Raw genomic sequence first — 25,587 nt, 5'->3', positions numbered from 1 at the left:
CTCACGCGTCGACCTGGCCGCGCGCGTACCTCCGGACCTGCTCGTAGCCGAGGAAGCCGCCCTGTGCGTCGACCCGCACACAGTACGTGGCCATCAGGCTGGTGGTGTCCGGAACCCGTTCCAGCTCAAGCACTTCGACCAGCAGCTTCCATCCGTCGCCGTCCTTGGCGAACGCCGACACGGACTCGATGTCCTTTTCGGTCAGCTCCTCGAACACCGCACGCGCGTCGCGCATGAGCCCGGCAGGCGACCGGCCGTCGTCGCGTCCACTTTCGTCAGGCCGATGAACCATGTGGTGTCGGCTACCCCGGGCGCTCCGGCCAAAACTGGCTACTCGCGAGGAAAATCGAAATTGGGCCGAACAGCGCAGCACCGCCCCGCCAGTCAGCGCAGAATCGGACGCTCAGTAGCCGCCCGCGTGCGAAGCGCGCTTCCCGCAACGGAAATCACTGACTGTCCACAACGGACACATCGTTGGTGTCCTCAGTGGATGGCGGAGCGTCACCACCGCCACCGCACTCCGTGGATCCCGGCCCCCCGCCCGGTCCGGATCACGTGCGCGGGCACGCCGGGCCGCACGCGGACCTCGGCGGTCTCCAGTTCCGGCCCGGCCGGCGAATCCTGCCGGTACGACACGCATTCCGCGGGCAGCGCCGACGGATCGAAATGCACTTCCAGCAGGTGTTCCGCGATCGGCAGCCGGAACCGCCGGTCGTAGCGCGCATCCGGCTCCTCGTCCCGGAACGCGAACCGGTACTCGACGATCCCCGTCTCGCCCGGGGCCAGCGGATGGTCGAGGACCAGTTCCGTCACCGAGAACGCCTGCTCCGGCGTCGCCCGCACGCAGCCGGGGCGGCAGTACCGCGCCGACACCAGTTCCGGCGACTGACCGGGCGTGAATCCCCGCAGCGCCACGATGCGCACGAACGCCGGTTCGTCCAGAGCCCGCAGCACTTCCCGCACGTGCAGGCCGCGCATCCGCCCCGCGGCGTCGACGTGCAGGGTCTCGTGCACGCTGACCGATTCCGGCGAGGAGTCCTCGAACGAGTTCAGCACCATCGGAAGCAGGCTGCGGTTCTCCCACAACCGGTCCCACCGCGCCGCACGCGGGGCCGGGCCGCCGGTGCGCGGCCGGTCCAGCAGCGCGCGCAGCGTCCCCGGCGGGACGTCCAGGACCGGCTCCAGCAAAGCCAGCGCCCGCAACGATTCCGGCCGTTCCGGACGGCTGCGCCCGGTGCGCCACGAGCTGAGCGTGGTCGTGCTGACCGGCACGCCCGAGGCCGCGAGCCGTTCGCGCAGCCGCGCCAGGCCGAGGCCGCTGCGCTCGATCGCCAGCGTCAGGGCGCGCTCGAAGGGTCCCTCGGCCAGCGCCCTGGCCAGCCGCTCCCCGCCCGGAGCCGGGGCGAACAACCGCATTTCGCCTCTCCTGGAAAAAACGGACCGGTCGAAACGGATTCTCGGCATCCGTTCACCGGTTGGCAACCCGCCGAAAGTCGCGTCGCCGCCGCTTGCCCGCCACCGGCGGTTCGGCGGATTCCGCGGCGCGGCCGCGCTGCTTACGTTCGAAAGCGTCCCCATCGGAAACCTGTCCCCAAGGAGCGACATGCGCGCACTCACCCGAGCCCTCGCCGTGCTGACCGGTTCCTGCGCGGTGCTCGGCGCGTTCGCCGTGACCCCCGCGTCCGCGAGCCCAGCCGCGCCCGACGCCCAGCCGTCGATCATCGGCGGCAGCACCGCGCAGAACCCCGGCTACATCACCCGGTTCAACGGCCACGCGAACGGCTACACCTTCTTCTGCACCAGCACCCTGATCGGCAGCCGCTGGGTCCTCACCGCGAAGCACTGCATGTACGACAACAACGGGCAGCGCCTCACCGACATCGACCTGTACATCGGGTCCAACAGCGCCAGCGGCGGCGTGCACGCCAAGGCCGCCTCCACCTACGTCTACTCCGGCGGCGACCTGGCGCTCATCAAGCTGAACACCGACGGCGGCAGCACGTACGCCCGCCTCGCCAGCAGCTCCGAGGACGCGCAGGAAGGCGACAGCGCGACGGTGTACGGCTGGGGTGCGACGCAGAGCACCGACGAGGGGCACCACCAGTCGAGCGTGCTGAAGCAGGCCGAGGTGACGATCTCGAACACCCAGGACAGCGACAACTCCGGCGGCCCCGCGATCACGGCGAGCACCCCGAACGGCGCAGTGGCGGGCGGCGACTCGGGCGGCCCGATGGTCGACGGCGGCGTCCAGGTCGGGGTGTGCTCGACGAGCGACCGGTCCAGCGTCACGACCTACGGCAGCGTGGCCGCGGGGCGGGACTGGATCCAGCAGGTCTCCGGGGTCTGATCGCCGCGGCGAGAAGTCAAGTGCGCGCGGGAAACCCTCGGGGAATCGGATTCCCCGAGGGTTTCCCGCACGCACCGCAAAGCCCGCGTGACGTCAGCCGAGCTTCTCCAGCGCCTTCTCCGCCGACCCGGCGTCCTTCCCCATCCCCCGCCACGGATCCTCCTTGCGCGCCAGCCGACGGCGCAGCTTGTCCGGACCCCACCCGTTCGGTTCGGCCTTGCCGAGTTCCGTCCAGTCCAGCGGGGTCGCCGAGGCCGCGCCGGGGCGGGCGCGCAGGGAGTACGGGGCCACGAACGTCTGGGCGTAGCCGTTGCGGTTCGCGTCGACGAAGACGCGGTCGCCGCGCTGGTCCTTGCGCTGCGCGGTGGTCAAGCGGTCCGGATCCGCCGCCGCGACGCGGTCCGCCAGGGCTCGCGAGAGTTCCAGGACCACGTCCGTGGTCGCCGTGGCGTCGAGGGGCGCCACGACGTGGAAGCCGCGGCCGCCGGTGGCCTGGAGGCAAGCGGTGAGGCCTGCCTCGGCGTAGTGGTCGCGGATGCGGCGGGCCGCGGTGCGCAGGTCGGCGACGTCGGTGCCGTCCGGCGGGTCCAAATCGAGCACCAGCAGGTCCGGTTTGCCCGGTGCGTCCACAGTGGACAGCCAGACGTGGAACTCCACCGTGCCCTGGTCGGCCAGGTACAGCAGGGACTCCTCGTCGTCGCACACGACGTACTCGTCCGTGCCCCCGCCCCGGCGCGGGACTCGTTCGGTGTGCAGCCACGACGGGAAGTGCTCGCCCGGGTGCTTCTGGAACCACCCCTCGGCCTCGATGCCGTCCGGATACCGCCGCAGCGTGAGCGGGCGGCCGCGCAGGTGCGGCAGCATCGCGGGCGCGACGGTGCGGTAATGCTCGGCGACGTCGCCTTTGCTGAGGCCGTCGGCGGGGTAGAAAATCTTGTCGGGATGGGAAATCTTCACGGGCGCTCCCGGATCACGTCGGACGGCTTCTTGTCCTCGCGCAGACCGGTGAACCTCGGATGGCGCAACCGGCCGTCGCGGGTCCACTCGGAGAAGCCGATCTGGGCGACCAGCTCGGGCCGCACCCAGCGCGCACCCGGCTCGCGCACCGGATCGGCGAACGGCGAGCTGTTCGTTTCGCGCCGGGTCAGCTCGGCGTGCAGCGAGGTCAGCAGCCGGTGGTCGAAACCGGTGCCGACCTTGCCCGCGTACCGCAGCCGCCCCTTCTCGTGGTAGCCCAGCAGCAGCGCGCCGAAGCCGATGCGGCTGCCCCGCGGGGCAGTGAACCCGCCGATCACCATCTCCTGCCCTTGCTGGCATTTGAACTTCAGCCAGTCCGGCGAGCGGCCGTGACGGTACGGCGCGTCGGCGCGTTTCGCGATCACGCCCTCCCAGCCGCGCCGGCACGCCTCCTCGAAGTACTTCTCGCCCTCGGTATTGCGGTGTGCGGACAGGCGGAGCGGGTCTTCGAAGGCGAAGGCGTCGCGCAGGATCGACTTGCGCTCGCGCAGCGGAAGCGGCGTGATGTCCTGCTCGTCGCAGTACAGGAGGTCGAAGAGGTAGTAGTACACGCGGACGCCGGTCGCCCGGGCGCGCGCCGGATCGGTGAGGTGGATGCGCGGCTGGAGCGCGGCGAAACTGGTCTGGTCGCCGTCGAACGCGACGATCTCCCCGTCCGCGACGAACCGCGGTCCGCCTTGCCCGGCAAGGGCTTCCACGATCTCGGGGTACGCGTTGTCCATCACCTTGCGGTTGCGGGAGTACAGCGTGGGCGTGCCGCCGTCGCGCACGCAGATCGCGCGCACCCCGTCGAGCTTGCGCTCGTAAATCCAGTCCTCGTCGGAAAACCGCCGGTCGGTGAGGGTGGCGAGGGTCGGCTCGCGCCAGCCGGGACCGGTCATTCGAGATCCCGGTTGGTGCGTCCGGTGAGCACGGATTCGAGCTGCGTTTTCGCGGGCTTGCGGCGGCGGTCGGCGCCCTCGTCGTCCTTTTTGATCAGCAGCCACTGTTCCTGGCCGGACGAGTCGCGGCGGATCAGGGAGAAGGCGCCGCGCAGCTTCTCGCCGTGCAGCCAGACCTTGAGATGGCCGTCTTCGAGGGCTTGTCCGGCGGAGTCGGTGAGCGCGTCGAACGTCCCGGTGTCCCACACGATCACGGTGCCGCCGCCGTACTCCTCGGCAGGGATAGTGCCCTCGAACCGCGCGTAGTCCAGCGGGTGGTCCTCGGTGCGGACGGCGAGCCGCCGGTCCGAGGGGTTCAGCGACGGGCCTTTCGGCACCGACCACGAAACCAGGACACCGCCGATCTCCAGGCGGAAGTCGAAGTGCAGACTGCTCGCGTCGTGCCGCTGGACGACGAACACCGGTTCGGCGTTCCCGCGGCCCCCGCCTGGTTCCGGGGTCCGCCGCGGGTCGCGTTTGGCCCGGTATTCGGCCAGCCGGTCCTTCGAGGACATCCCACCACCTCCGACCGCCCGGGTGCCCGCGCACCGGGAGCGCGAAACGTGGTTGACGGGCCGCCACCCGGGTAAGCGAACGGTTCCCGGCAGGCAGGAGCGACCCATGGCGCCCGAACCCACGGCCCCCATCGCGGACGGCCTCGTGCTCGCGACCCGGACCGGCGACCTCGACGAGGTGGTCCGGCTGCTCGGCGAACTCGACGCCCTTCCCGTGCGGCAGCGAGTGCTGCGCGGCCTGGTGCACCGCTGCGCCGCGGCGGTCCGCGAGCGGTTCGGGCCGCAGCCCGAGGACGCGGTGTTCACCGCCGTCGCGGTCGGCGAGGACGCGGTGGCCGCCGACGTGGACGACCTCCGGCCCGGGGTACGAGCTGCGTTGCGCGCGGTGCTGGCGGAGCTGAACGGCGACTTCGAGGCTCTCGAAGTGCAGCTCGGCCAGGCCGCGCGGGAACCGCGGCTGACCGGGCTGGTGCACTGCCTGCTCTGGGCGGCCGGCCTCCCGTGAGCCGCCTCAGCGCACGGTGAAATCTCCCTGGTCGCCGACGACCAGGACCCGGCCGTCGAGCGCGTCGGAACTGGCCTGGTCGAGGAACACGCGCGCGCCGGTCTCGTCGTCAGTCAGCACGGTGTCGGTTTCCGCGGCCAGCGCGGACACCGAGGTCGCCAGGTCCGCGGAGCCTTCGCGGGCGGTGATGCGCAGCCCGCCCTCTGGCGCGACGCCCTGTTCGGTCGCGAGGCGCTGGATGGTCCGGCCGGCGTCGGGATCGATCTTCAGCATGGCACCCGGGTACCCGCCGGAGCCGCGGCCAGACGCGCCGGGCGTCCGTTTTGCCGCGGCGGGCAGCGGGTAAGCGGATGCTCGACCCCGATTTCGAGCCGTCCTGAGATGTGAGCGCTCCGATGACCGGATTTTTCCCGCCCGGGCAGGGAAACAGCCCGTTCGACCAGTTCCTGTCGCAGTTCTTCGGCCAGGCAGCGCCCGGCCGCCGCGGCTATTCGGTCGACGTGTCGCGCCTGCTCAACGACCAGGCCCGCGGGCTCGTCGCGGAGGCGGCGGACCGCGCGGGGGCGTGGGGCGGGCGGCACGTGGACACCCAGCACCTGTTGTGGGCCGCGACCCAGCTGCCCGCCACCGCGCAGGCGCTGACCCGCGCCGGGGTCGACCCGGCCAAGGTCGCCGGGCGCATCGAACGCGACCACGCCGCCGGCGGCGAAACCACGGCGACCGCGCTGGCGCCGGGCGCGAAACGAACGCTGATCGACGCCCACCAGCTCGCCCGCGGCCTCGGCTCCCCGTTCATCGGCCCCGAGCACCTGCTCGCCGCGCTGGCCGCCAACGAGGAGTCCGAAGCGGGCCGCATCCTGCGGGAAGAGGGCGTGACCACCGACCGCCTGCGACAGGACTCCCCCGCGGAAAGCCCGACCCCCTTGCGGGACACCCCGACACTCGCCCAATACGGCGAAGACCTCACCGCCCGCGCCCGCGAGGGCCGGATCGACCCGGTGATCGGCCGCGACGACGAGATCGAGCAGACCGTCGAGGTGCTTTCCCGCCGCACCAAGAACAACCCCGTGCTGATCGGCGAGGCTGGCGTCGGCAAGACCGCGATCGTGGAGGGTCTCGCGCAACGCCTCGCCGACGACGACGTGCCCGACATCCTCAGCGGCCGCCATGTGGTGCAGCTCGACCTCACGGCGATGGTCGCCGGCACGCGGTACCGCGGCGACTTCGAGGAGCGGATGTCCGCGCTGCTCAAGGAGATCCGCGAGCACGGCGACCAGCTGATCGTGTTCGTCGACGAGTTGCACACGATCGTCGGCGCCGGCGCCGGCGAAGGCAGCGGCGGCCAGGGCGCCGGGAACATGCTGAAACCGGCGCTCGCGCGCGGTGAGCTGCACATCGTCGGAGCGACCACGCTCGACGAGTACCGCACCGGCATCGAACGCGACCCGGCGCTGGAACGCCGGTTCCAGCCGATCCTGGTGCCCGAGCCGACCGTCGAGGACGCCGTGTCGATCCTGCACGGCCTCCGCGACCGCTACGAGGCCCACCACCAGGTCCACTACACCGACGACGCGCTGCGGGCGGCCGTCGACCTGTCCGACCGTTACCTGACCGAGCGATTCCTGCCGGACAAGGCGATCGACCTGATCGACCAGGCCGGGGCCCGCGTCCGGCTGCGTGCGCGGATCAAACCCGACGGCCAGCGCGAGCTGCAGAGCCGGCTCGACCAGTTGCTGCTGGAGAAGGACCAGGCCGTCGCCGAAGAGAACTTCGAACGCGCGTCCTCGCTCCGCGACGAGATCGCCGACCTGCGGAAACGCCTCGAACAACCGGTTGAGCGCCCCGGCGGTCCGGTGGAGGTCACCGACGCGGACATCGCCGAGGTCGTCTCCCGGCTGACCGGCGTGCCCGCGGCACGGCTCACCGAGACCGAGCGGGAACGTCTGCTGGGCTTGGAGGAGCACCTGCACGACCGCGTGATCGGCCAGGACGACGCGGTGCGCGCGGTCGCCGAAGCGGTGCGGCGGTCCCGTGCCGGGCTCGCCGAGCCGGACCGGCCGTTCGGCAGCTTCCTGTTCCTCGGCCCCACCGGCGTCGGCAAAACGGAACTCGCGCGGGCGCTGGCCGAAGCCCTGTTCGGCGACCAGGACAGCATGGTGCGCATCGACATGAGCGAGTACTCCGAGCGCCACACGATCAGCAGGCTGATCGGTTCGCCGCCCGGATATGTCGGGTACGAGGACGCCGGCCAGCTCACCGAGGCCGTGCGCCGCCGCCCGTACTCCGTGGTGCTGCTCGACGAGGTCGAGAAGGCGCATCCGGACCTGTTCAACGTGCTGCTGCAGGTCCTCGACGACGGCCGCCTCACCGACGGCCGCGGCCGCACGGTCAACTTCGCCAACACCGTGCTCATCATGACCAGCAACCTGGGCTCCGACCTGGTCGGCAGCTCGACCCACGGCGCGCTCGGCTTCGTCCAGCCCGCCGACGGCGACGGCGACCAGCTGCGCGAACGCCTCATGCGGCGGCTGCGCGAATCGTTCCGCCCGGAGTTCCTGAACCGGATCGACGAGATCGTCGTCTTCCGCCGGCTGGAGCCCGAGCAGCTCGACCGGATCACGGAACTGCTGCTGGAGCGCACGAAACGGCGCGCGCACGCGCAGGGCCTCACTGTCGAGTTCACGCCGGAGGCGGTGCGGCGGATCAGCGAACTGGGCTACGAACCGCAGTTCGGCGCGCGGCCGCTGCGGCGGGCGATCCAGCGGTACGTGGACAACCCGCTGTCGAGCAGGCTGCTGTCCGGCGACGTCGCGCCCGGCACCGCGGTGCGCGTGGACGCGGGCGACGAGGGACTTCGCTTCGACACCTCAGTGACCGCCTGAGGTGCCCCCGCTCCCGGTCCTGTTCGGCGTCGCCGGACTGCTCGCGCTCGCCGCGGCCGTGCTGCCGAAACTGGTCGCCGACCGCCCGTTCTCCACCCCGCTGGTGATGCTGCTCGCCGGGCTGCTGCTCGGCCTGCTGCCGCTGCCCTACCTCGGCGATTGGGCCTCGCCCGCCCAGCACGCGGACGTGGTGGAATCGTTCACCCAGCTCGGCATCGTGCTCGCGCTGGCGGGTGCGGGCCTGTCGGTGGACCGGCCGTTCGGGCTGCGCACCTGGATGTCGCCGTGGCGGCTGCTGTTCGTCGCGATGCCGCTTTCGATCGCGGCGGTCGCGCTGCTCGGCTGGTGGTGGCTCGGGCTCGCGCCCGCCGCCGCGCTGCTGCTGGGTTCCGCGCTTTCGCCCACCGACCCGGTGCTGGCGGGCGACGTCGGGGTCCCCGACCCCGGCGTGGAGCCGGATCTGGCGCGGGACAACGAGATCCGCTTCACCCTCACCACCGAAGCGGGCCTCAACGACGGCCTCGCCATGCCGTTCGTCCTCGTCGCGCTGCTGCTGGCCGGCACGCACGTGTCGATCGGCGCCGACGTGCTGCTGCCGCTGCCGATCGGAGTGCTGGTCGGGCTCGCCGTCGGCAGGCTGCTGGCGTGGGCGTTCTTCCGCATCCCGTCGTCGCGCTTCCGGCTGGCCGAGTACTCCGACGGATTGGTCCTGCTGGCACTGGCCTTCCTGCCGTTCGCGGTGGCGGAACTGCTGCACGGCAACGGTTTCCTCGCCGTGTTCACCGCTGCGGTGTGCGTGCGGACCAGCGAGCGCTCGCACGGCTACCACGAGGTCCTGCACACTTTCGGCCGCCAGCTCGAACGGCTTTTCGTCGCCATCACGCTTCTGGGTCTGGGCTTCGCCCTCGGCGACGGCCTGTTGCGCGGCGTCACCCTGCTCGAAGTCCTCTTCGCGGCCGTCGCGGTGTTCGTCGTCCGGCCGCTCACCGGGATCGGTTCCCTCATCCGCTCCCCCGCCCGCGGACGCGCCGCGCTCGCGATCGCGTTCTTCGGCGTGCGCGGCATCGGAACGCTCTACTACCTCGCCTACGGACTCCACCAGACCGACCTGCCGGGCGCGGACCAGCTGTGGCGGGTGGGCGCGCTGGCGGTGGCGCTTTCCGTGCTGATACACGGGATTCTGGCCGCGCCGGTGATGCGCCGGGTCGAGGAGCAGGGCGCGCACGTGCCCCGGCGCCTTCCGGAGGAGACCGGATAGTCCGCTTTCCCGGCACGGAAAACCCGCTTCCCTCACCTGGCCACGAGGCATGGGTCGACGGGCAGAAAGAATTCACCGGGTGCCTGGACAGCGCGGAACCTGGGACATGCCCGAAGAACGCTGCCATCGCTGATCCTGCCCGCCCGTCCCGAAACCTACGCGGATTCGCCGGAAAGCTCGGCAAGCTTGCCCGCGATCCCGGCCCCGTCGCCCAGCTCTTCGCGATCCGCCGGAGAGATCCGCCACCACACGACCCCGGCGACGACCCGGCTCGGCGGGAGAACCACGAGGTCGCCCGGCGAAAGGGCCTCCACCCCGGCCGCCAGCTCACGGCCCCCGCAGGTCCCGGGCTCGACGAAGAAGAACGCCCCGTGCGGCGACAACGCCATCGGACCGAGCGGCCGCCCGCCGTCGAACGCGGCGAGTGCCCGCCAGCCAAGGTGCGTCGGCGCGCGCAGGACGTCGAAGTGCTCCCCCACCGGCGCGAGAATCGCCTGCCGATGCACAGACCACCATTCCGAAACAACCCGGCGATCGACCGTGGCCTCGGACCGGGACACCGTCGACTCCCGGCCGCCGAGCAGTTCGAAACCGACCGGATCCCAGGTCGTCAGCCCGTCGCACACCGGGCCCGGCAGCACCGGCCAGCCCCGGGCGGCGTAGTTCTCGGCCGCCGCGCGCAGCGCACGCAACGCGACCCCCTGGTCCCCAGCCAAACAGCGTGAACGGCTACCGCGCGCAACAGCGGTCATCGCAAGAGTCCCTTCCGAGTGGCGATCCCCGTCCGCGCAGGTCAAACCGCGACGGACGGTGCGGGAACCGGGGTACCGCCCGACCACCATGCGACCGCGGCGAGGCGCAGACCAGCCCGCGAACCGCCCGCCAACCGGGAGCAAACCGGCAGCGCGCCTCGCCGGTGCACCTGGTCGTCGAAGCAGTACGCACCGTTCCAGGGGACACCGTGCGCCTAAAGCGGACCGAGTTCCTCGTAGGGGGCGCCCATCTCAGATTCGCCTACCAGGTCCAGAAACAGCTGAAACTGGACGAAATTGTCCGGGCCGAAAGTTCCGCCTGGCGGCCATATCGCGTCGCATTCAGGGCATTTGGCAACGGTGATGCTCAGCCGAGTCGCCCTGATCTTCTCAAGGTTTGCCTGACGGCATCTCGGACACTCCATGCATCCTCACCGCTCCCGCCGCCCTGATCTGATTGCGACCGTTCCGCTTGGCCTGCAACAACGCGCCATCCGCAGCAGTGAGCAGCTGCTCGACCGACATCCCGTCGTCCGGATAAGACGCCACTCCCATCGAAGTGCTCACCCCGGACAACGTGCGCGGCTGCCCGTCCGTAGTAGCGGTGAGCACGACCGGAGTACGCGCCAGGCGGAAGCGGATCCGTTCAGCCACAGCCAGCAACTGCCCCGGTTCGAGACCCGGCAGGAGAATCGCCAGCTCGTCCCCGCCGTAACGAGCCACGAGGTCCTGAGACCGGACTTCGGCCCGCACAAGGTCGGCGACAGCGCGGATGGCCTGATCGCCCGCCGGGTGCCCGTAGGTGTCGTTGATCGCCTTGAACTTGTCGACGTCCAGGAAAAGCACGCCAAGCCCGGTCCGGCTGAGTTTCGCGCGGTCGAGGGCCGCGGTGACGACTTCGGCCCAGTACACCGGCGTCGCCAGACCCGTTTTCTGATCGGTCCGGGAGGCCCGCAAGTACTGGGGCAGCAAGAGATCGCGGTGCACGCACAGCACGGCGATCATCGGAGCGGGCAGCGCCCACGGCTCGTGGACCAGCAGGACGGCCATGGTCGCGCCGAGCCCCAGCGCCGACGCGACGACCAGCTGGTCGCCCGGATGCCCCAACGCCTGCCGGACCGGCACTTTCTCGTGCGACGACAACCCGATCGCGACGACGACCAGTGCGTAGTTGACCAGCCACCACACGCCGGCCGCGGCGGTCACGAGCAGCAGCGACCCCAGGTCGTGCGGCAGCAGGGGACCGTCCAGGACAGTGGAGGCGACGGCCGACGCGAGCACGAACGTGGCGGCCGAGTAGATCTTCCGGAACAGGATCGCCGGCCCGTAAACCCGGTACCAGCAATACCCGTACGACACCGCGGTCAAGCCGATGACCAGCGGCAGCGGCAGCACCAGCAGCGCGGCGAAAACCCACAGGCTCTTGAGATTCGTGTACGGCGCCTTCTTCGACGCCTGCTCGCGGCGCCGCTCGATCGTGCGGACCGCCTCGAGGTGCGCCACCGCGGCCGCGGCGAGGACGGCGAACCACAGCCACTGCGTCCGGGTGACCGCGGCCGACATCGACGAGAACACCGTGATCGCGACCGCGACCGCGTCGACCGCGAGCACCAAGCACAGCGCGGGACGCGGCAGGGACCGCAATCCCCCCGGCGCTATGCATCTGCCACTCTCACCAGTCACGCTGGTATCCGCCCCTGTCAACGAAGATTAATCACAGTAATCGCCATGTCACCGGCCGTCGATACGCCGGTCGGACCAACCACCCGCGAGAAAGGCGCCACTATGAGCAACGCACCCGGCAACGAATGGACCCGTTTCGCCCGCGGCAACGAGTGGACCCGCTGCCAGGGCAACGAATGGATCCGCCGAGGCAACGAATGGGACCGCCGCCGCGGAAACGAGTGGGCCCGCTGACCCGTTACTCCGGTCCGGCAGCGCGGCGGGCGCGGTTCCAAGCAGCTCCCGCCGCGAGTGCCGTCAGCACGCCGAGCACCCCCGCGACGGCGAGGACCGTGCTCGCGCCTGCCGCGGTCGCGGCCAGCCCGGCCAGCGCGATCCCGGCCCCTTGGCTGGTCGTCAACGCGGTCGCGGCGAGCCCGTAAGCCTGGGCCCGCCGCTGGTCGGGCACCGCCAGCGTGAACGCCGCCGACGCCGGCAGATGGTAGGCGCTGGCCATTCCCGACAGGCCCCACAAGAGCGCCGTCACGACCAGCCCCGGGTGAATCGCGCACACCACCAGCGGAACGCTGGCAGCCACCGCGAGCGGCCCGAGCAACCGCATCCGCACCGGCGACGGCAGCCGCGCCACGATCAGCATCCCGAGCACCGTCCCCGCCGGACTCGCCGCGAGCAGCACCCCCACCGCCTGCGCGGACCCGCCGATCGACTCCGCATACGGCGCCGCCAGCCCCTCGACCGTGACGTAAAACCCCGCCACACAAGCCAAACCCACCAGAGAACGCAACCGAGGCGTCCGCACGACGAGCACCGTCCCGGCCCGCAGATCAGCCCACCATCGCCCCAGCCGCGTCCCGGAATCCGCCACCGCCCCCGGCGCCGGCCGCGCCCGGATCCCGAACCGCACCACCACAGCCGACACCACGAACGTCACCCCGTCCGCGACCAGCGCCTGCCCCGGACCGAGGAACGCCACCAGCGTCCCGCCCGTCGCGAACCCCGCCACCTGCGCCAACTGGACCACCATGTCCAGCACGCCTTTGCCCAGCAAGAACTCCTCGCCCGGCAGAACCGTCGCGGCGGTCGCCGCCCGAGCGGCGTTGCCCGGCGCCCCGGCCGCCTGGACCACCACCAGCAGCGCCGCCACCGCGGGCAACGGCAGCGAGGGAATCGCCATCACCGTGACCAGCCCCGCGCGCAGCAGATCCGCCACCACCATGACCCGCCGCCGCGGCCACCGATCCGCCAGCCCCGACAGCAACGGACCGGCGAAAATCGACGGCACGTACGTCAGGGCATAGACGCCGGCGGTCCAGCCCGCCGACCGCGTCCGGTCGAAGACCAGCAACGACAACGCCACCCGGGCGAACTGATCGCCCGCGACCGAAACCACCATGCTCGCGAACAGCGCCCGGAACTCCGGTCTGCCGAACACCTGCCGATACGTAGCCACCAACCCAGCTTGGCCGATCATGGCCGGGCGAGCACACCCCCGCAGGTACGGGATGCGAACTCAGCATCTTGGCCGTGGATTCCTTCGCTCATCCCGAAATTGACAGATGAGACCGCCGTAGGGACCCGGCACGAGTTGCTGGTTCCGCAGGCTCGAAGCGGGCAGCTTTACCCGGAGTCCGCTGCGGCTACCGCCAGGAAAATTCCCGGTGCCGCCAAGCAGTGCTTCGCCCGAGTCGAAGACGACGAAGGCGCCTGAATCCGGGCTACCCGTGCGTCGATGGCTGCCCGCGTTTCACCAGCCGGGCCAGCCGTTTCCGCGCAGGCGCGAGCTCTTCGATCCTCAACGCCGCGAGCACGCCGAACGACACGCCAAGTCCGACGAGACCCTGCAGAATCAGCCTGACCCACGCAGTCGCCCGGCCCCCGAGGTCCGGCACGATCCAGCCCGCGACAACAGCCGCAGCGACTCCGAGCGCGCTCGCGAAGAGCGTGAACAGAATGACCCCCAGCGCCCGCCTGCTGCGCAGATGGCCAAGACTCACCCACAACCAAACCTGCCCCAGGATCGCGCCGACAACGAACGTCAGGGAGTTCACCAGCATCGTGCCCAGCACGATGCTGCGCGCGTCCAGCAGCACCGGGCACAGATACAGCAGCGGCACCTTCACCACGGTCATCACAACCATGATCAGCGTCGGAGTGCGCGCGTCCTTCATCGCGTAGAACACCCGCAACTGCAACATGACCAGCGCGTAAGGCAGCAGCCCGAACGACGAGATCGCCAGCGCCTCGCCGAGCCGCCCCGCGTTGGTCACGGAGTTCGCGCCGCCGCTGAACAGGGCGATGCCGATCGACTCGCCCACCACCGTCATCACGGCGGCGATCGGCACCAGCATCACGGTGGAAATGCGCGACGCGTAGGAAAGGTCGGCCACCACCTTGCGTACATCGCCGTCCGCGGCGTTGCGGGACAGCCTCGGCATGATCGCGGTCAGCAGGGACACCCCGATCACGCCGTAAGGCAACTGGAACAGCAGCCAGGCGTTGGAGTAGATGGTCACCCCGCCCGGGTCGCCGCTGGTCAGCACCCGGGTGTTGACGGTGAGGCCGGCCAGGCTGATCGCGACGTAGCCGAGGATCCACAGCGCCAGGCCGCCGAATTCCTTCATGCGCTGGTCGATGCCCCAGCGCCACTTGAAGCGGAACCCGGTCCGCAGCAGCGGCGGCACCAGCAGCCCCGCCTGCACGGCGATGCCCAGCGTGACCCCGATGCCGAGCACGAGCAGCTTCGGGTCGCTCATGCGCACGGGGTCGATCGAGATCTTGCCCGGCATGAGCATGAACAACGCCAGCGTCACGATGACGACGACGTTGTTCATCACCGGCGCCCACGCCGTCGGGCTGAAAATGTGCTTGGCGTTGAGGACCGCCGACAGCAGCGCGAACACACCGTAGAAGAAGATCTCGGGCAGCAGCAGCCGGGCGAACGCGTTGGTCAGTCCGGAGTTGGCGTGTCCGCCCTGCTCCAGGTACAGCGAGGTCAGCGCAGGCGCCGCCGCCACGGCGAGGACGGTGCCCACGCCCAGGACCGTCAGGCCCATCGTGAGCATGCGCTGCGTATACGCCGAGCCGCCGTCGGGATCGTCCTGCGAGCGCACGATCAGCGGCATCACGACGCTGCTGAGCACGCCGCCGAGCAGCAGTTCGAAGACGCTGTTCGGCAGCGTGTTGGCGATGGTGAACGAGTCGTTTTCCACGCCGGTGCCGACCGCCCACACCAGCATGATCTTCCACAGGAACCCGGTGACCCGGCTGACCAGCGAGGCGATGGCCATCTGCCCGCTGGACTTGGCGATCGACGGCGCCTTCGGCTCGACGCGCGGCGGGGCGACAGCGCGCCCCGGCCCTTCGGCGGCCGGGAGCCGCGGCAGCATCTGGGTGGCGAGCGAGTCGTACGGACGCAACGCATCCGGATCGACGACCGGCCACTTCGAACTCGCCGGCACCCCGCCGACGCGCGGGATGAACACCGTCGCGTCGGGATCGTCCGGAGCCAGCGGCGGCGCGCCGAACGGCATGCTGTTCTGCCCGCGCTCCTGCCGCCACGACCGGACCGGCGGCCACCGCGGCGCGGGTTGCCGCGGCGTGGCACGGTCGGGACGCTCGGGCGGCCACCCCGGTTCTCTGTCCACCGTGCGCCCCATCTTCAAGAGTCGATTCGACCCCCAAGGGTAGCCACTTCGCGCACGGCGGCTATGGGGCAGGCTTGGTCGCGGCGGCCGCCCGGCACAGCGGGAACATGCCGCCGAGCAGACCGCTTCGACCGGCATCGGTCATCCCGGCCTCGGACAGCCAGCCGGGCGTACCGGGCGGTGCCGGAGAAGTCGACGAGCAACAACCTCCCGCCAGGACGCAGCACCCGAGAAGCCTCGGAAACGCACTCGGCGCGGCGGCTGTCGGGATGCAGGTTGTGAGCCGCGAGGCAACCGGTGACGAGATCGACGGAATCCGCGGGAAAGGGGATCTCGGTCAGGTCGCCGTCGACCAGTCCGATCTTGGCCGCGCCCCCGGCGAGCAGTTTCCCCCGCCGCGGCGGATCACCCGGGATCCTCCCGAACCTCCAGCGTTGCCGAGACAAGAATATTCGCACTCTCCTTCACCCGGATTCACCGAATGCCGACAAGCTCAATACCGAACAGAGCAGCCGGAACTCGCGATTACCGCAGACTCCGGGATCCGCCGGAATCCACACCAGCCTTGCCGAGATAAGCAACATAGACACAACGAAAACAACCAAAACTCGGCCGCCGGACGCACTCCGCACCCGACCGAAGCGAACTGGACCGCCCAGCGCTGACGGCGAATCGCTTGGCCCGAGACCGTTTCGCGGCCGTCCTGGACCGATCAGGTTGCCGCCGCAGAGCCATAACCAGGCAAAACAAGTCAGCTCCACCGCGATAAAACATAAGCCAAAGCGGCCTCGACCCCCATTAACCGCGTTGCGCCTTTTGTCATACACATTGCACATCGAACAGGTTTCGAAAGAGTCAAACTCCGCCGTCGCCCGGTTGCGCCGAAGCCGCGTCGTGCGATCGTGCCGGCATGGACATCACCGAATCCCCGGTCGTCCGTCCCTGCTCTCCGGACGAAACGGGACGGGCGTTCGCCGAAGTTATGGCAGAATTAACCGGACGGGATCAGGTTCCGGTCGGCAGCGACTTCTTCGCCGACCTCGGAGCCAATTCGCTCATGATGGCGCAGTTCTGCGCCCGGGTGCGCAAGCGGCCGGAGCTCCCGTCGGTGTCGATGAGAGACGTGTACCGCACCCCGACCCCCGCCGGGCTGGCCGCGGCGGTCGCCGAGCCCGCCGAGTCCCCGGCGCCTGCCGCACAGCAGCCCTCGCCGGGACCGGCCGGGCCGCCGCGAAGAGCGAGCCCGCTGGAATACCTCGGCTGCGGAGTGCTGCAAGCGCTGCTCTTCGCAGCCTATTCGTTGCTGGCCGCGGAAATCCTCGGCGTCGGCGCGGACTGGCTCATCGCCGGCTCCGGACTGGCGACCTGCTACCTGCGTTCGGTCGCGTTCGGAGCCGCGGTGCTGCTCGTCGGAGGCACCGTCCCGATCGCGCTCAAATGGATCCTCGTGGGCCGGTGGACGCCGAGGGAGATCCGCCTGTGGAGCCTGGGCTATGTCCGTTTCTGGCTGGTCAAGACCCTGGTCCAGCGGAACCCGCTGCTCCCGTTCTTCTCCGGCTCTCCGCTCTACTCGCTGTACCTGCGGGCGCTCGGGGCCAGGATCGGCCGCGGCGTGACGGCCTTGTCGGCTTTCGTGCCCGTGTGCACCGACCTGCTGACCATCGGCGAGGGCACGGTGATCTGCAAGGACACCTACTTCACCACCTACCGCGCCGAAGGCGGAGTGCTCCGGACCGGCCCGGTCGACATCGGCGCGCACGCTTACCTCGGCGAGATGTCCGTGCTCGACATCGACACCCGGATCGGCGACGGCGCGGAACTCGGCCACGCCTCGGCACTGCACCCCGGCCAGACGGTCCCGGACGGGGAGACCTGGCACGGATCGCCCGCGGTCCCGGCGGACGTACGGTATCGGCGAGTCGAGCCGAGGTCGTGCGGCAGCGTCCGCCGGGCCTGGTTCGCCGTGCGCCAACTGCTGTTCGCGGTCCTCGTGGCGATCCCGCTGTCGCTCGGCGTGCTCTACCTGCTGCTGGTTGCCGCGCCGCAGCTCAGCCCCGGCCTGGGACTGGGCTCGGCCGAGCTGGACTTCACCGCCGCGGGGTTCTACGGCAAGGCCCTCGTCGTCTCCGCGATCCTGTTCGCCGGCGTGCGACTGCTCAGCTTCGCAGTCAGCGTCGCCGTGCCCCGGCTGCTCAACCCGCTCCTCAAACCAGGCGAGACCTACCGGTTCTACGGCCCGCGCCACGCGGCGCACCGGGTGATCCGGCGGCTCTCCAACGCACGGTTCTTCAAGGACGTCTTCGGCGACAGCGCGGCGATCGTGCACTACCTCCGCAGCGTCGGCTGCAAGGTCTCCAAGGCCGAGCAGACCGGTTCGAATTTCGGGCAGCAGGAGAAGTTCGAAAACCCGTTCCTCTTCGCGACCGGGGCGGGCACGATGGTCGCCGACGGGCTGTCGGTCCTCAACGCCGAATACACCAGCACTTCCTTCCGCCTGTCCCAGGTGCGCGTCGGGGCGAAGAACTTCCTCGGCAACCACATCGCCTACCCCGCCGGGGCCAAGACCGGGGACAACTGCCTGCTGGCCACCAAAGTCCTGGTCCCCCTCGACGGCCCTCTCCGCTCGAACGTCGGGCTGCTCGGCTCCCCGAGCTTCGAAATCCCGCGCTCGGTCGACCGCGACAGCCAGCTCGGCCATCCGGAAACCCCGGCCGAATTCCGCCGCGCGCTGGCTGCCAAGACCCGGCACAACACGGTGTCCATGCTGATGTTCGTCCTGTACCAGTGGCTGTTCTTCTTCGGGCTGATACTGCTGGCCTGGGCATCGAAGATCTACTACGCCCAGCTCGGCGCGTGGTTGCTCGCACTCGACGTGGCGGGCATGACCATCTACAGCGTCGCGTACTTCGTCGCCGTCGAGCGGATCGCCGTCCTCGTCCGGCCGCAGCGCCCGATTTCGTGCTCGATCTATGACCGGCGGTTCTGGCGGCACGAACGGTTTTGGAAGGCAGCGTCCGCGACCGAGCACATCCAGCTGCTCAACGGCACCCCGTTCAAGGCGCTGGCGTGGCGGCTGCTGGGAGCCGAGGTCGGCCGCAGACTGTTCGACGACGGCTGTTTCATCGCGGAAAAAACACTGGTGCGGCTGGGAAACGACGTCACGCTCAACGCAGGCTCCGTCGTCCAGTGCCATTCGCAGGAGGACGGCGGTTTCAAGATGGACCGCATCGCCATCGGCAGCGACTGCACCGTCGGCGTCAACGCCTTGGTGCACTACGGCGTGAAAATGGGCCGCGGTTCGTCGCTCGCCGCGAATTCCTTCCTGATGAAGGGCGAAGAGGTCCCGGAAAACGCCTGCTGGGGCGGAAACCCGGCACACGAGGTCCGAGCCGGGATTCCCGGGCAGCGTTCGTTCGCAAGACGTCAGGACGCGGGCGAGGCTGATCCGCCCTCAATGCCGGATGAGTCCGCCGACCGCGACGGGCCCGACGTGGCCCGTCCGCGGCCGGCTGCGAGCCAGGGAAAGACCCACGTCGACCAGACCTGACCGGCGAAGCGAGACAACGGCGGGCAGCGGAGTCCACACCGATTCGGCCGTCTCGCCGTTGGGCTCCGGCCGCAGCCGGCCGCCGACGATCCGGGCCTGGTAGAAAATACCGACGTTATGGTGCGGAATCGGCCCCGGCCTGAGGCGCTCCGCCGTCGGGATGACTCGGGAATCCACTCCCAGCAGGCGTTCGACGACCGCCTCGCACCCGGTTTCCTCGAAAACCTCGCGGATCACCGCGTCGAACGGATCCTCCGCATGCTCGACGCCCCCGCCGGGAAGCGTCCAATTGCTTCCGCCCTTCGGCGAGACGTAACGCGCGAGCAGAACCGACTCGTTTTCGATGCACACGGCATACGCTGCCAACCGGAAACTCATTTCTGCCAGATTACCCAGGTTCAGCGTCCGCGGCCGGGACCAGACGGGACTGCGGGGTAAGGATTCCCCGCTCCGCCGCTGCCGGGCGGCGGGCTGCGCCGACTGGCGCGAGAACAACGCAGCGCCATCCAACTGTCGGCCGGGCCGGCACCACGGTCGTCGCGGCCCGGCCGAGGGCCGAATGGCATTCGGCCGGTCAGGAAAGGTTGACGATGTACCACCCTTGGTAGGGGTTGGCGGGATTGCATCCGTTGCTGTCGTGGAAAAGCAGCGTGGCCTGCCCGGAGTCGAGGCAACTGTGCACGCCGAAGTTGTAGAACTGCTCGGTCCCGCCGGGGTAGCCGGTCAGCGCCCACACCTGCCTGCTGTTCCTGGACGGGTCGCAGCCCAGCATGTGCGCGGTAGTAGCGCTCACAGCGGTCAGGCAGTCACCCGAGTAGAGGCTCTTGATTTTCACGTTCGGATAGCCGGTGTCGGGCAACGCCGACTCGACGGCCCACTGCATCGGCAACGGCGGGTTGCCGGGGTCACAGGTCTCGACGTGCGGCAGGCTCGCCTTCCAGTCGAGTCTCAGGCAGCGGTTTGTCGGCGCTTTCTCGACCCTGATGGACGCCTTGGTCACCACCACCCATGCGTAGGCGGGGGCGGCCATGGTGACGCTTGCCATGACCGCGACTGCGGCGGTGAGTGCCAGGCGGGTTTTCCGGCCGATGCTTATCCTCAATTCAGAATCCTTCCGTAACGCTCAGCACGTGGACTGCGGCGTCGTTGCGGCCCGTTGCGGGCAGACGCGCCTTTCCGGATGCGGATTGCGCGCCACGACAGCCTGACCGGCCCCGGTACCCGGCTGGTACCCGCCCGGTACCCTCCGGCGACCAGCGCCGATGAGCGGTCGGTGGCGAAATCCTCGCGCCCGCCTCGGTGAACGCGTGACCGTCGCACCCCAGCCACCTCGACCAGTTCGGCTACCGCGAATCGAATACCCAGTCGCGCGGCCCTGCACCGAGGCGCACCGCGGGCCTGCCGCCCGCGGTGCGCCGCCGGAGTTCAGGCACGGACCGTCCGCGTGCCTCGGCGCACCCGGTAAAGCGTGACCGCGACAAGGACGAGCACCGCGGCTTCCGCCAGGACGCTCAGCAAAGCCTCCGGCGCGGGCTGGAAACCCTGTTCGGAAAAGCCGAACAACCCGGTCGTCCGCGAAAGCACGAACCCCGCCAAGGCGCCCGCCGCCAGTGCGGCCGCTGCCAGCCGCAGCAGGAAGGGGCCGCCCAGAGCCACCAGTACGGCCACCGCGAACGCCGCGGAAGCCTGAACGAGGAACGACGGCCCGATCAGCGGGATCACGCGATAGCCGCCGACGTACAGCTGCGCGTGGAGATAGCCGCTCACCGCGAGGCACGCCGCCGTCGCGAGGCGAAGGACGGTGTTCATGCCAGCTTCACGTCCTTCACCGCCAGGCCCGGCCCGCCCGGGCGGTAGGACACCTCGCGGATGCCGAGCGCGTCCTTGAGCTTGCCCGCAGGCAGCGTCACCGGGATCGGAGCCGGCCGCGTTCCCGGCTGCGGCAACGGGTACGCGGTCGTCGTCGCGCTGTGGAAGGTGATGTTGCCTTCGGTCTTCGTGAACAGCTGGTGCACGTGCCCGTTGAGACACGTCACTGACGAAAACCGCCGCAGGTACGAGAGCGCCTGGGTCGCGTCGTCGGTCCCCCAGCCCCACGTCGGGTACATCGCGAACAGCGGGATGTGGCTGAACACCACGATCGGCGTGTCCGAACCGAGCTTCGCGACGTCCTTGCGCACGAACTCCAGCTGATCCGGCCCCAGATGGCCGAGCTTTTCCAGGCTCAGCGTGTTCACCAGCGCGATGAAGTGGACGCCCTTGACGTCGAAGCTGTACCAGCCGTCGCCCGCCGTGCCCGCGCCGAAAGCCTTGCGGTATTTCTGGCCGCTGTCGTCGATCGAATCGTGCTCGCCGGGCACCGTGGACACGTGCCCGGTGTCGAGGGCGCTCATCATCTGCTTGACCTGGTCGAACTGGGCGGCTGTCGAAAGGTGCGTCAGGTCGCCGGTGTGCATGACGAAGTCCGGGCGGTACCCCAGCGCGTTGATCTGGGTGATGGCCTCGGAAAACGACGCCTCGACAGCGGTGTTCGCGGACCCGGTGAAGCCGAGGTGGCTGTCGCTGATCTGGACGAACCGCAGCGCGTTCGGGTCGCCGTCGGCGGCCGCGTCGCCCGGCGCGGCGATCCGGCTGACGACTTCGCCGCCGGTGACGGTCAGAACCACCGCGGCGCCGAACCACGCCGTGTGGCGCAGAAGCTGACGCCGGGTCATCCCGTCGGAGCTGTGGTCGTCTTCGGTCACGGGGTCACCGTCACGGTCGCCGTCATGAACGGATGGATGGTGCACAGGTACTCGAAGGTGCCCGGCGCACCGAAGGTGTACTGATAGGACTGTCCTGTTTGGAGGGTCGGCGACCGCAGCGGGCCACCGGATCCCGTGCTGGTGACCGTGTGCGCGTCCTGATCCTGGTTGGTCCACGTGACGGTGGTGCCCTTCTTCACCGTCGTCGCAGCGGGCGCGAACGCGAAGTCCTTGATAGCCACGGCATTCGCCGTCGAACTGGCGGTTGCGGCCGACGACGACGGCGGCGGCGTCATCCCGGGCATCGACGCCATGGGCGTGGCGGCTGGCGGCGGCGCTGCGGGCGGCGACGCGGCGCAGGCAGGCAACGCCAGCGCGGCGGCGATGATGAGCAGAAAGTGTTTCACCCCAACGGATTTCCTCATACCAGGAATACGCGCGGGGGTTACGCTCCCTCCCCCGGCACCAGGACCTCGACGACGCCGCCGGACTCGCGCACCACCAGGTGCGGCAGCGGCGGCGGGGTCACCGGCAGCTGGTGGGTGAGGACCGCGCCGTCGACGGCGAACGACGTCCGGTGGCACGGGCAGTTCAGCCGCCGGGCCGGCGCGTCCAGGTTCAGCCGGCAGCCGAGGTGCGTGCACGTCGCCGAAACCGCGCGCACCTGCCCGCCGGAGCGCTGCACGAACCCGGCGACGGCCCCGAAGTCGAACGGCAGCACGCCGCCTTCGGGCAGGTCGCCGGCCGCGACAACAGCTCGCCACTGGCCGTTCTCGGGCCGCAGGGTCTTCTCTTCCGCGGGCGCGGCGGCCGGTTCGGCCCCGGACGTCACCAGGTACTCGACGCCCGCGCCCGCCGCGGCAGCCGCCGCGGCGGCCGAGGACACCTGGATGAACCGGCGCCGGTTGCCGCCCCGCACGGGCGCGGGTTCGCGCAGTTCCTGGGCGAGCCTGCGGTGCAGCGCGGCGACGAACTCCTCGCTCGCCGCCGCACCGCCGGGCCGGGCGGCGCGCAGCAGCACCGCGGTCCGCAACTCGGCCTCGTCGCCCGGACCGGCCTCGAACGGGCGCGGCCGGCGCCGGCGCAGGAGGTCCTTGACGAATCGGCGGACGCCTCGAGTGCTCACGTCTCCATCCCTTCCGCCAGCTGGGCCGCTTGGCGCAACGCGCGGTGCTGCAGCACTTTCGCGTTGCCGACGGTGGTGCCCAGCTCGGCCGCCGCCTCCTTCAACGAGCAGGACTGCAGGAACCGCAGGCGCAGGATCCGGCCGTAGCGCTCGGGCAACTGCGCGAGGATCGCTTCGGCGCGGGCGAGCACCCCCGGATCCACGGTGTCCGCTTCGAACGCGGCGATGTCGCGCTCCTCGTCCAGGGCGGTGATCTCCCGGCCGAGCGTGCGCCGCCAATGCCCGGCCAGCACCGTCCGCGCGGTCGCCAGCAGGTACGCCCGGACCTCGCCCACGCTCGCCGAGACCCGCAGCGGCCGCAACGCAGTCAGGAAGACCTCCGTGGTGAGGTCCTCCGCGTCGGGCCGGTTGCCGACCTTCGAGAACATCAGCCGGAACACGCGGTCGACGTTATCGCGGTAGACCGCCTCCCAGTCCGGATAGACGTCCGCGCCGACCGCGTGCAGCCGCGCGCGGGGCGCCGCGCCCGCTTCGTCCTGTTGGGCGCGTCTGCGCCGGAACCGCTGTGCCACCGGCACCGCCCGCCTTCTCCCCACCGGTTCTCTTCCCGCCACCAGAGGGATACGAACCGGGGTTACGCCGTAACCCGAAACCGTATCTGTGAGCGGAGTTTCCGACGACCCGGGGAGCGAAATGACCACACCGATGTCACGCCGGCACCTGCTCGTCACCGGCGGAGCGGCCGCCGCCGTCCTCGCCGCCGCCAGCCTGCCGAGGCCCGCCGCCGCGGCGACGCCGATCCGGCTAGGCGGCGCGGACGTCGTCCTCGCCTGGAACCGTGAACTGCTCGCCATCGTGCGCACGCCCGGCCTCCAGCCCGCGACCGTGCACCCGACGCGCAGCTTCGCGATGCTGCACGCGGCGATGCACGACGCCGTCGTCGCGACGGCGGGCAACGGCCATCCGTACCTGTTCACGCTCGAAGTCCGGGGCCCCGCCGCACCGGAAGCGGCGGCAGCGCAGGCCGCGCACGACGTCCTGGCCGCGCTCTACCCCACCCGGTCCGCGGAACTCGCGAGCCTGCTGGCCGGGCAGCTGACCGGCATCCCGCCGGCCGCACGCGACCGCGGCGTGCGAGCCGGGCGGCGGGTGGCCCGGTTGCTGCTCGGCCGGCGCGCGGATGACGGCTCCGCGGCCGTCCCGCCGGTGCTGACGCCAGGCACGGCCCCCGGGGCGTACCGGCCGACGCCGCCCGCGTTCGCGCACGCGGTGTTCACCCACTGGCCCGCCGTGACGCCGTTCGTGCTCGACCGGGCCGGGCAGTTCCGGCCCCGTCCGTACCCCGCGCTGGACAGCGCGCGGTACGCGAGAGCGCTGAACGAGGTCGCCGCGACCGGCCGGGACACGAGCACCACCCGCACCGCGGACCAGACCGAGCAGGCGCGGTTCTGGGCGGCGCCGATCTGGAACTACTGGAACGAGATCGCGCAGTCGGTCGTCAGCGGATCGCACAGCGGCCTGTTCGTCGCGGCCCGGGTGTTCGCCCAGCTGAACCTGACCTTCGCCGACGCCGTGATCGCGTTCTACGAAGCGAAGTACCACTACCGGATCTGGCGGCCGATCACCGCGGTCCGCCTCGCCGCCGACGACGGAAACCCGGCGACGGACGCGATCCCCGACTGGTCGAGCCTCGGCACCACCCCGGCCGACCCGGCGTACCCCGGCGCGCACAGCGTCATCGCGCAGGCGGGCGCGCAGGTCCTGCGCCAGGAGTACGGGCCGCGATGGGCACTGCAAGTCACGTCCGAGGCCCTGCCGAACGTGGTCCGTCGGTTCACCACGTTCCAGGACGCGGCCGACGAAGCAGGCTTGAGCCGTATCGCCGCGGGCGTGCACACCCGGCTCGACCACGACGCCGGCCGCCAGCTCGGCCTCGACGTCGCCGAGTTCGTCCTGTGCTCCTGACTTTCGCTGCTACGGGAGTCGTGGACGCGCATGCAGGTTACGGCGCCGGGTGCGGCGAGGTTCTCGTCGTCGCACCCGGCGCCGAAGGCGAACAGCCGTTGATCCCGGTGCAGCAGCCTGCAGCGGTCTTGCCGGACGCCGACTCGACGGCGCCGCGGTTTCCGTCGACCGCAAGCCAATTGCCTCAGGTCTTCATGCGGTCCTGCGGCTGACGGTCAGATGAAAGAGCGTTCGGCGAAGCTGATTCCGTTGCGCTGAGCCATGGTCAGGACTTGGTGAGAGACATGCTGAGGCGGCATGCGCAGGTACTGCCGATAGCCATGGGCCCGCAGCCGGATGTCGAAGTTCTGGCCCTCGATGTGCCAGGACGGCTCTGCGTGGTCGTCAGGCACTATCCGTTCCCCGACGCACCGGGGATCCCGATGGTCCCCTACCTCACCGAGGCCGACAAAAACCGCGGCAGCGGCGGCAAAAGCATCCTCAGCTGCCTGCTGCCCGGCCAGCTCGACGGCACCTGCACCGGCTCCCCCGCGTCCTTCGCGACGTCCTACCCGGCCGACCTCCAGCACTCAGTGCTCCAAGCCTGGACCGACTACGGGTTCCCCGCCTGATAGCTCCGGCATGGGCGAACGCACCGCGGAGCAACGCTCCTGACCGGGATATGCCTGCCCTGCTGCGAATG

The 25,587-nt window shown here is 70.3% G+C and carries 26 protein-coding genes; 8 read left to right on the top strand and 18 right to left on the bottom strand.

The window, feature by feature from the left end:
- Position 1: 1 nt before the first annotated feature.
- Together H4281_RS30310 and H4281_RS30305 are read right to left on the bottom strand one after the other, a co-directional pair.
- Entirely contained in the window at positions 2–292 is a 291-nt protein-coding gene (locus H4281_RS30310; RefSeq protein WP_182894301.1) for a gas vesicle protein GvpO, read from the bottom strand.
- Positions 293–501: 209 nt separating this feature from the next.
- Positions 502–1,416, bottom strand: a complete 915-nt coding sequence (locus H4281_RS30305; RefSeq protein ID WP_182894300.1) for a hypothetical protein — start codon at positions 1,414–1,416, stop codon at positions 502–504.
- A 187-nt stretch (positions 1,417–1,603) separates the two neighbouring features.
- On the opposite strand from H4281_RS30305, the gene H4281_RS30300 reads away from it, so the two are divergent.
- The gene (locus H4281_RS30300; protein WP_182894299.1) at positions 1,604–2,347 is read left to right on the top strand and encodes a S1 family peptidase; all 744 of its coding nucleotides are present in this window, start codon (positions 1,604–1,606) and stop codon (positions 2,345–2,347) included.
- Between the two features lie 93 nt (positions 2,348–2,440).
- Here the strand turns inward: H4281_RS30300 and ligD (H4281_RS30295) are convergent, their stop codons facing one another.
- Genes ligD (H4281_RS30295) through H4281_RS30285 form a run of 3 tightly spaced genes read right to left on the bottom strand, consistent with a single transcriptional unit; the run spans position 2,441 to position 4,799 of the window.
- Positions 2,441–3,304, bottom strand: a complete 864-nt coding sequence (ligD, locus tag H4281_RS30295; RefSeq protein WP_182894298.1) for a non-homologous end-joining DNA ligase — start codon at positions 3,302–3,304, stop codon at positions 2,441–2,443.
- Complete coding sequence (ligD, locus tag H4281_RS30290; protein ID WP_182894297.1) at positions 3,301–4,245, bottom strand: non-homologous end-joining DNA ligase; 945 nt, start codon at positions 4,243–4,245, stop codon at positions 3,301–3,303. The genes ligD (H4281_RS30295) and ligD (H4281_RS30290) overlap by 4 nt, the downstream gene beginning before the upstream one ends.
- Positions 4,242–4,799: a DNA polymerase ligase N-terminal domain-containing protein gene (locus tag H4281_RS30285; protein ID WP_182894296.1), complete on the bottom strand. Its 558-nt coding sequence runs from the start codon at positions 4,797–4,799 to the stop codon at positions 4,242–4,244. The genes ligD (H4281_RS30290) and H4281_RS30285 overlap by 4 nt, the downstream gene beginning before the upstream one ends.
- A gap of 106 nt (positions 4,800–4,905) precedes the next feature.
- Here H4281_RS30285 and H4281_RS30280 point away from each other — a divergent pair, with 106 nt between their 5' ends.
- Positions 4,906–5,304, top strand: coding sequence for a hypothetical protein (locus H4281_RS30280; protein ID WP_182894295.1), 399 nt, complete (start codon positions 4,906–4,908; stop codon positions 5,302–5,304).
- 6 nt (positions 5,305–5,310) lie between these two features.
- Here the strand turns inward: H4281_RS30280 and H4281_RS30275 are convergent, their stop codons facing one another.
- A complete protein-coding gene (locus H4281_RS30275) occupies positions 5,311–5,577 on the bottom strand; it encodes an adhesin (RefSeq protein WP_182894294.1) in 267 nt (88 codons plus the stop codon).
- A 122-nt stretch (positions 5,578–5,699) separates the two neighbouring features.
- Here H4281_RS30275 and H4281_RS30270 point away from each other — a divergent pair, with 122 nt between their 5' ends.
- Together H4281_RS30270 and H4281_RS30265 are read left to right on the top strand one after the other, a co-directional pair.
- The gene (locus tag H4281_RS30270) at positions 5,700–8,186 is read left to right on the top strand and encodes an ATP-dependent Clp protease ATP-binding subunit (protein WP_182894293.1); all 2,487 of its coding nucleotides are present in this window, start codon (positions 5,700–5,702) and stop codon (positions 8,184–8,186) included.
- A 1-nt stretch (position 8,187) separates the two neighbouring features.
- Positions 8,188–9,444, top strand: coding sequence for a cation:proton antiporter (locus H4281_RS30265; RefSeq protein ID WP_182894292.1), 1,257 nt, complete (start codon positions 8,188–8,190; stop codon positions 9,442–9,444).
- A gap of 155 nt (positions 9,445–9,599) precedes the next feature.
- On the opposite strand, the gene H4281_RS30260 is transcribed toward H4281_RS30265, so the two are convergent.
- Positions 9,600–10,196, bottom strand: a complete 597-nt coding sequence (locus H4281_RS30260; RefSeq protein WP_246412399.1) for a bifunctional DNA primase/polymerase — start codon at positions 10,194–10,196, stop codon at positions 9,600–9,602.
- A gap of 390 nt (positions 10,197–10,586) precedes the next feature.
- Positions 10,587–11,840 carry a GGDEF domain-containing protein gene (locus tag H4281_RS30255; protein WP_246412398.1) on the bottom strand — a complete coding sequence of 418 codons (1,254 nt, stop codon included), beginning with the start codon at positions 11,838–11,840 and terminating at the stop codon, positions 10,587–10,589.
- Positions 11,841–11,981: 141 nt separating this feature from the next.
- Here H4281_RS30255 and H4281_RS46350 point away from each other — a divergent pair, with 141 nt between their 5' ends.
- A complete protein-coding gene (locus H4281_RS46350; RefSeq protein WP_255751372.1) occupies positions 11,982–12,113 on the top strand; it encodes a hypothetical protein in 132 nt (43 codons plus the stop codon).
- Positions 12,114–12,117: 4 nt separating this feature from the next.
- On the opposite strand, the gene H4281_RS30250 is transcribed toward H4281_RS46350, so the two are convergent.
- From H4281_RS30250 to H4281_RS46825, 3 genes are all read right to left on the bottom strand, one after another.
- Complete coding sequence (locus tag H4281_RS30250; protein ID WP_312872208.1) at positions 12,118–13,329, bottom strand: MFS transporter; 1,212 nt, start codon at positions 13,327–13,329, stop codon at positions 12,118–12,120.
- A gap of 265 nt (positions 13,330–13,594) precedes the next feature.
- Positions 13,595–15,409, bottom strand: a complete 1,815-nt coding sequence (gene murJ / locus H4281_RS30245) for a murein biosynthesis integral membrane protein MurJ (protein ID WP_220508078.1) — start codon at positions 15,407–15,409, stop codon at positions 13,595–13,597.
- 128 nt (positions 15,410–15,537) lie between these two features.
- Positions 15,538–15,981, bottom strand: coding sequence for a class I SAM-dependent methyltransferase (locus tag H4281_RS46825; protein ID WP_376771964.1), 444 nt, complete (start codon positions 15,979–15,981; stop codon positions 15,538–15,540).
- A gap of 452 nt (positions 15,982–16,433) precedes the next feature.
- Between H4281_RS46825 and H4281_RS30235 the strand changes: the two genes are divergently transcribed.
- Positions 16,434–19,070, top strand: a complete 2,637-nt coding sequence (locus tag H4281_RS30235; protein ID WP_182894286.1) for a Pls/PosA family non-ribosomal peptide synthetase — start codon at positions 16,434–16,436, stop codon at positions 19,068–19,070.
- Here H4281_RS30235 and H4281_RS30230 read toward each other — a convergent pair.
- The 7 genes from H4281_RS30230 to H4281_RS30200 all read right to left on the bottom strand — a co-directional run bounded on the left by H4281_RS30230 (position 18,975) and on the right by H4281_RS30200 (position 23,518).
- Positions 18,975–19,448, bottom strand: coding sequence for an NUDIX hydrolase (locus tag H4281_RS30230; protein ID WP_182894285.1), 474 nt, complete (start codon positions 19,446–19,448; stop codon positions 18,975–18,977). The genes H4281_RS30235 and H4281_RS30230 overlap by 96 nt on opposite strands.
- A gap of 196 nt (positions 19,449–19,644) precedes the next feature.
- On the bottom strand, positions 19,645–20,115 hold the full coding sequence (locus H4281_RS30225; protein ID WP_182894284.1) for a ricin-type beta-trefoil lectin domain protein: 471 nt from the start codon (positions 20,113–20,115) through the stop codon (positions 19,645–19,647).
- Positions 20,116–20,495: 380 nt separating this feature from the next.
- Complete coding sequence (locus H4281_RS30220; protein WP_182894283.1) at positions 20,496–20,879, bottom strand: hypothetical protein; 384 nt, start codon at positions 20,877–20,879, stop codon at positions 20,496–20,498.
- Positions 20,876–21,814, bottom strand: coding sequence for a metallophosphoesterase family protein (locus H4281_RS30215; RefSeq protein ID WP_312872207.1), 939 nt, complete (start codon positions 21,812–21,814; stop codon positions 20,876–20,878). The genes H4281_RS30220 and H4281_RS30215 overlap by 4 nt, the downstream gene beginning before the upstream one ends.
- Complete coding sequence (locus H4281_RS30210; RefSeq protein ID WP_182894282.1) at positions 21,811–22,221, bottom strand: cupredoxin domain-containing protein; 411 nt, start codon at positions 22,219–22,221, stop codon at positions 21,811–21,813. Before H4281_RS30210 ends, H4281_RS30215 begins: the two co-directional genes overlap by 4 nt.
- Before the next feature lie 38 nt (positions 22,222–22,259).
- The gene (locus H4281_RS30205; protein WP_182894281.1) at positions 22,260–22,940 is read right to left on the bottom strand and encodes a QcrA and Rieske domain-containing protein; all 681 of its coding nucleotides are present in this window, start codon (positions 22,938–22,940) and stop codon (positions 22,260–22,262) included.
- A complete protein-coding gene (locus tag H4281_RS30200) occupies positions 22,937–23,518 on the bottom strand; it encodes an RNA polymerase sigma factor (protein WP_237600641.1) in 582 nt (193 codons plus the stop codon). The genes H4281_RS30205 and H4281_RS30200 overlap by 4 nt, the downstream gene beginning before the upstream one ends.
- A gap of 115 nt (positions 23,519–23,633) precedes the next feature.
- On the opposite strand from H4281_RS30200, the gene H4281_RS30195 reads away from it, so the two are divergent.
- Together H4281_RS30195 and H4281_RS30190 are read left to right on the top strand one after the other, a co-directional pair.
- Positions 23,634–24,905 carry a vanadium-dependent haloperoxidase gene (locus H4281_RS30195; protein WP_182894280.1) on the top strand — a complete coding sequence of 424 codons (1,272 nt, stop codon included), beginning with the start codon at positions 23,634–23,636 and terminating at the stop codon, positions 24,903–24,905.
- A 284-nt stretch (positions 24,906–25,189) separates the two neighbouring features.
- Positions 25,190–25,516: a hypothetical protein gene (locus H4281_RS30190; RefSeq protein ID WP_182894279.1), complete on the top strand. Its 327-nt coding sequence runs from the start codon at positions 25,190–25,192 to the stop codon at positions 25,514–25,516.
- The last annotated feature ends 71 nt before the right edge of the window (positions 25,517–25,587 follow it).

The sequence above is a fragment of the Amycolatopsis dendrobii genome (genome assembly GCF_014145675.1).
Taxonomy (GTDB): domain Bacteria; phylum Actinomycetota; class Actinomycetes; order Mycobacteriales; family Pseudonocardiaceae; genus Amycolatopsis; species Amycolatopsis dendrobii.
Note: the sequence above shows the minus strand (reverse complement) of the source record. Positions and strands in the feature narration are given on the sequence as shown.

Bases quoted from the DNA above. Each gene is read 5' to 3' on its own strand.
- H4281_RS30310 (WP_182894301.1), bottom strand. From the start codon at position 292: ATGGTTCATCGGCCTGACGAAAGTGGACGCGACGACGGCCGGTCGCCT.
- H4281_RS30305 (WP_182894300.1), bottom strand. From the start codon at position 1,416: ATGCGGTTGTTCGCCCCGGCTCCGGGCGGGGAGCGGCTGGCCAGGGCG.
- H4281_RS30300 (WP_182894299.1), top strand. From the start codon at position 1,604: ATGCGCGCACTCACCCGAGCCCTCGCCGTGCTGACCGGTTCCTGCGCG.
- ligD (WP_182894297.1), bottom strand. From the start codon at position 4,245: ATGACCGGTCCCGGCTGGCGCGAGCCGACCCTCGCCACCCTCACCGAC.
- H4281_RS30285 (WP_182894296.1), bottom strand. From the start codon at position 4,799: ATGTCCTCGAAGGACCGGCTGGCCGAATACCGGGCCAAACGCGACCCG.
- H4281_RS30280 (WP_182894295.1), top strand. From the start codon at position 4,906: ATGGCGCCCGAACCCACGGCCCCCATCGCGGACGGCCTCGTGCTCGCG.
- H4281_RS30275 (WP_182894294.1), bottom strand. From the start codon at position 5,577: ATGCTGAAGATCGATCCCGACGCCGGCCGGACCATCCAGCGCCTCGCG.
- H4281_RS30270 (WP_182894293.1), top strand. From the start codon at position 5,700: ATGACCGGATTTTTCCCGCCCGGGCAGGGAAACAGCCCGTTCGACCAG.
- H4281_RS30260 (WP_246412399.1), bottom strand. From the start codon at position 10,196: ATGACCGCTGTTGCGCGCGGTAGCCGTTCACGCTGTTTGGCTGGGGAC.
- H4281_RS46350 (WP_255751372.1), top strand. From the start codon at position 11,982: ATGAGCAACGCACCCGGCAACGAATGGACCCGTTTCGCCCGCGGCAAC.
- murJ (WP_220508078.1), bottom strand. From the start codon at position 15,409: ATGCCGTTCGGCGCGCCGCCGCTGGCTCCGGACGATCCCGACGCGACG.
- H4281_RS30235 (WP_182894286.1), top strand. From the start codon at position 16,434: ATGGACATCACCGAATCCCCGGTCGTCCGTCCCTGCTCTCCGGACGAA.
- H4281_RS30230 (WP_182894285.1), bottom strand. From the start codon at position 19,448: ATGAGTTTCCGGTTGGCAGCGTATGCCGTGTGCATCGAAAACGAGTCG.
- H4281_RS30225 (WP_182894284.1), bottom strand. From the start codon at position 20,115: ATGGCAAGCGTCACCATGGCCGCCCCCGCCTACGCATGGGTGGTGGTG.
- H4281_RS30220 (WP_182894283.1), bottom strand. From the start codon at position 20,879: ATGAACACCGTCCTTCGCCTCGCGACGGCGGCGTGCCTCGCGGTGAGC.
- H4281_RS30195 (WP_182894280.1), top strand. From the start codon at position 23,634: ATGACCACACCGATGTCACGCCGGCACCTGCTCGTCACCGGCGGAGCG.
- H4281_RS30190 (WP_182894279.1), top strand. From the start codon at position 25,190: ATGCTGAGGCGGCATGCGCAGGTACTGCCGATAGCCATGGGCCCGCAG.